At 49.9% G+C, this 4070-nt stretch carries 5 protein-coding genes; 3 read left to right on the top strand and 2 right to left on the bottom strand.

Going from position 1 to position 4070, the window contains the following annotated elements:
- The first annotated feature begins 59 nt into the window (after positions 1 to 59).
- A complete protein-coding gene (locus H740_RS01010; RefSeq protein WP_034956843.1) occupies positions 60 to 1256 on the top strand; it encodes a molybdopterin molybdotransferase MoeA in 1197 nt (398 codons plus the stop codon).
- Between the two features lie 385 nt (positions 1257 to 1641).
- Here H740_RS01010 and H740_RS01015 read toward each other — a convergent pair whose 3' ends face one another.
- Together H740_RS01015 and H740_RS01020 are read right to left on the bottom strand one after the other, a co-directional pair.
- Positions 1642 to 2229, bottom strand: coding sequence for an HAD-IB family hydrolase (locus H740_RS01015; RefSeq protein ID WP_002950438.1), 588 nt, complete (start codon positions 2227 to 2229; stop codon positions 1642 to 1644).
- A gap of 109 nt (positions 2230 to 2338) precedes the next feature.
- The gene (locus H740_RS01020; protein WP_002950440.1) at positions 2339 to 2983 is read right to left on the bottom strand and encodes a non-canonical purine NTP pyrophosphatase; all 645 of its coding nucleotides are present in this window, start codon (positions 2981 to 2983) and stop codon (positions 2339 to 2341) included.
- A gap of 230 nt (positions 2984 to 3213) precedes the next feature.
- Here H740_RS01020 and H740_RS12365 point away from each other — a divergent pair, with 230 nt between their 5' ends.
- Positions 3214 to 3501: an MFS transporter gene (locus H740_RS12365; RefSeq protein WP_269430605.1), complete on the top strand. Its 288-nt coding sequence runs from the start codon at positions 3214 to 3216 to the stop codon at positions 3499 to 3501.
- A partial coding sequence (locus H740_RS01025) for an MFS transporter (RefSeq protein ID WP_269430606.1) occupies positions 3477 to 4070 on the top strand: 594 nt, incomplete at its 3' end. The genes H740_RS12365 and H740_RS01025, both read left to right, overlap by 25 nt.

Consider the following 4070-nt stretch of genomic DNA (forward strand, 5'->3'; position numbering starts at 1 on the left):
GGTTTAAAATTTTAAAGCTTGAAATCCGTCATTTATGGGGAATCAAAAAAGGACAAAAAATGAAAGAATTTATGAGTTACGAGGCCTCTCTTGAAATTTTACGCTCTACGCTGGTCCCCTGGGACCGCGTGGAAAAGGTCACGCTCACGCAGGCACTTGATCGCCGTATCGCCGTAGATATCGCAGCACAGGACAACTACCCAGCCCAGCCCGTCTCCGCTATGGACGGCTACGCGTTTGCGTGGAGGGATGATTTGAGCGAGCTTGAGCTCATCACCGACCTGCCTGCAGGTAGCGATAAGGGGCTAAAGGTGGGGGGCGCAAAATGCGTCAAAACCTTCACCGGCTCGCTGATGAGCGAAGGTACCGACACGCTAATCCCGGTCGAAAACGTCGAGGTCGTAGGTAGCAAGGTCGTGATCAAAAAACCCGTGCCAAAGGGCTTTGCCGTACGCGAGGTTGGCGAAAGCTACAAAAAAGACGAAATCCTAATCAAAAAAGGCGCGACGATAGGCTACGCCGAGACCGCACTACTAGCAGAGCTTGGGATCTTTAACGTTAGCGTATTTGTGCGGCCTAGAGTCGCAGTACTGGCGACTGGAAGCGAGATAAAAGACCTCGGAGAGCCGCTAGAAAACGCCGCGCAGATCCACAGCTCAAACCACGTAGGCATCGCGGCCATGGTGCGCAAAATGGGCGGCGAACCCGTGCTGTGCGAGATAGTGCGCGACCGCGCCGAGCTCGTAAAAGACGCCATCGTCCGCGCGCTAAAATCAGCCGACGTGCTCGTCACCACGGGCGGCATCAGCATGGGCGACTACGACTTCGTAAAAGGCGCGCTGGGCGAAAATTTCGACATCATCATAGACGGCTCCGCGATCAAACCGGGCCGCCACATCAAGGTCGCAAAAGCGGGCGAAAAGTATATATTTGCGCTGCCGGGCTTCCCGTACTCGGCGATGGTGATGTGCGTGCTCTACGTGCGCGTGCTGCTAAATGCGTGGTTTGGCACTAGCGAGCCTAAAATCACGGCGATCATGGACGAGGACTACAAAAAGCGCTCGCCGTTTTTGGAGTTTACGGCGGTAAATTTAGTAAATCGAGACGGCAAAATTTACGTAAATCTGGGCGGCAAAAAGCTAGGCAGCTCGGCGATCGTAAATAACCTCACAAATGACGCCGCGCTTTTAATCATCCCAAAAGAAACCGAATTTATCGCAAAGGGCGAGATAGTCGAAGTGCTGAAAATGGTTTAAATTTGGGGTTAGGCGTTTGCGGTTGCTGGTAAATTTGACGGTCAAATTTGAGCCGCAAGAGTGGCGCATTTTCACAAAAAAAGGTCGTAAATCGACCTAAATTTAAGCTAAAACAAATAGTGCCGAGTTTGCTATTTTTATTTGCACTGGCCCAGTTTAAACGCGCGCCGGGTCAAATTTGGAGCCGTTACAGCAGTAGCAAACAAATTTGAACTTAGTTTAAAAACATTGCAAATTTAACCCAAACGGCTTAAACAGCAGCAAAAAGATCTTAAACACCGCCAAATAGCAAAAGCGCGCTAACCGTTAAATTCTGCCGTACAAGTGCTCAAATTTAAACCAAAAACATCTAAATTCTCGGCTAGCTTGCAGTTTTTCGTAGTCATCACTCAAACACCCTATAATGCGCCTCGTTGGCAAACTCCAGCATCTCCTTGTCGCCCCTGCTGTCGCCGTATGCGATCACGCGCTCAAAAGCGTCCGTGTCATACGCCTCGCGCACGCGGCGCACCTTCTCGGCGCCGTAGCAGTTGGCGCCGTCTATCTCGCCCGTTATTATGCCACCCTTTTTCTTGATGCGAGTGCCTAGTAGCTCAATGCCCTGCGCCTGGCACCACGGAGCCAGCCAGTCCTCGAGCGACGCCGTCACGATCACGACCTTGTCGCCGTTTGCTTTATACTCGGCGATCTTTGCCATCGCGGAAAATTTCACGATATCCTCGATGTGCGTGTTTGAGTATTTTTTGCAAATTTGAGCGAATTTATCCGCGCTCATGCCAGCAAAAAAGTACGTCATCAGCCGCCTGCGAGCGTAGTTGTTGCTGCAAATTTTTAGCTTATAGCCGATCAAAACGGGCGAAAGCCAAAAAATCCCCCGAAAAAATTTCTTAAATCCCACGACGTAAGCGATAAACTCCAGCAGCGAGTCGTCGCGCGTGATCGTCCCGTCAAAGTCGAATAAAACCAGATTCATCTTCGTCTCAAATTTTAAATTTGCGCGATTATACCGCGCTAGCGTTAAGGGACGGCAAATTTAGCCAGGTTTTGCCGCGCAAATTTGCCTTCCCTTTTGCGCTCTAAATTTAGCGCCCAAATTTCCCCTCAAGGCTCTTTAGCACGTATTTTATAAGCTCCAGCCCCTTTGAGCGGTGCGAGATTTTTAGCTTTGTGGCGTCGTCTAGCTCGCCAAGCGTGCGCGTAAAGCCTTTGGGGATAAAGAGGCTGTCGTAGCCAAAGCCGTTGCTACCGCGCTCTTCGTCGATTGCCGTACCGTGCATAAAGCCGTGCGCCGTAAAGTCGCCAAACTTTGAGCTAACCGCGATACAAGCGGTGTAAAACGCGGGCGAACTACTCAAATTTAGCGCCTTTAGCTCCGCGATCAGCTTTGCGCGGTTGCTAGTATCGGTCGCGCTTTTACCCGTTATCTGCCCCCGCTCGTTCATATCGCTAAATCTCGCCGAGTAAATCCCGGGCCTGCCGCCGAGAGCCTCCACGCTGATGCCGCTATCGTCGCTTAGCGCGATAAACTCGTCCGCCAAATTTAGCTCGCGCAGTTTTGCCTGCACGGCGCGAGCTTTGATTAGCGCGTTTGCGGCGAAAGTCGCGCCGTCCTCGACGATATCAAAGGGCTCGCAAATTTCGCGCAGCGCGTAAATTTCGTAATCTTTTAAAAAATCTTTTATTTCGCGTACTTTGTCGGAGTTTGACGTTGCTAAAACTATTTTCAAAATTTTTCCTTTTTCTAGCTTGTCTTTTTGGTTCTTTTTACGTAGCTTGCTAAAATTTCGCTCGGCAGGCTACGTGCCTAGCCTACGCAAAATTTCATCTACGCAACCGTAAAAATAATCCAAAAAATACTTCGCTACGCTATTTTTATCCCGCGCATTTTATCAAATTCGACTTTAATTTACGTATTATCAAAATTCGGGTAAAATCACTCCTTTAAAAAGGAAAATTTATGATAGTAAAAAGCGCTTTACCGTTATCTTTTATCATCGGCAGCAGGTTTTTCGGACTCTTTATCATTTTGCCCGTTATCAGCGTCTACGCGCTCGAGCTCGAGGGGGCGACCGAGTTTCTAGTCGGCGTTCTCATCGGCGTTTACGCGATGTCGCAGATCACGTTTCAGGTGGTTTTTGGCTACGTCTCGGACCGATTCGGGCGTAAAAACTCGATGCTAATAGGCCTGCTCGTCTTTATCGTGGGAGCTGCGACTGCGCGGTGGCGACCGATATCTACACGATGATTTTTGGTAGATTTATCCAGGGTGCGGGCGCGATAGGAGCCGTGGCGATCGCGCTGATGAGCGACATGACCAAAGAAGAAGTGCGCGGGCACGCGATGGCGATGATGGGCGCATTTATCGGCATTAGCTTTACGCTTTCTATGATACTTTCGCCGATACTGAGCGCCAAATACGGCCTTTCAAGCCTCTTTTACCTCTCGGTCGCGGTTACGGTCGTTTGTATCGTGCTTCTATACACGGCTGTTGGCGAGGAGCCTAAATTTACGCATTCGCAGGCCAAAATGCCGGCCGTAAAGCTACTCTCAAACAGAAATTTACTGCTCATGAACATCAGCAACTTCATGCAAAAAATGCTGATGTCGGCGGCCTTTATCGTGATTCCGATCGCTATCGTGAAGTATTTTGGCATGGATAAAAAGGACCTCAGCGGCATCTACTCGGTTGCGACGGTGTTTGGCTTTATCGCGATGGGTATCGGTGGCGCGATCGGCGAAACGAAGCGCATAACAAAGCAAATTTTAGTCATCGGGGTCTCACTTTTTGTCGTTTGCTACGGACTTTCCGCGCTC

Source organism: Campylobacter showae CC57C (assembly GCF_000344295.2).
Lineage (GTDB): Bacteria > Campylobacterota > Campylobacteria > Campylobacterales > Campylobacteraceae > Campylobacter_A > Campylobacter_A showae_B.

Coding starts and splice junctions, on each gene's coding strand:
- H740_RS01010 (WP_034956843.1), top strand. CDS start 60: ATGAAAGAATTTATGAGTTACGAGGCCTCTCTTGAAATTTTACGCTCT.
- H740_RS01015 (WP_002950438.1), bottom strand. CDS start 2,229: ATGAATCTGGTTTTATTCGACTTTGACGGGACGATCACGCGCGACGAC.
- H740_RS12365 (WP_269430605.1), top strand. CDS start 3,214: ATGATAGTAAAAAGCGCTTTACCGTTATCTTTTATCATCGGCAGCAGG.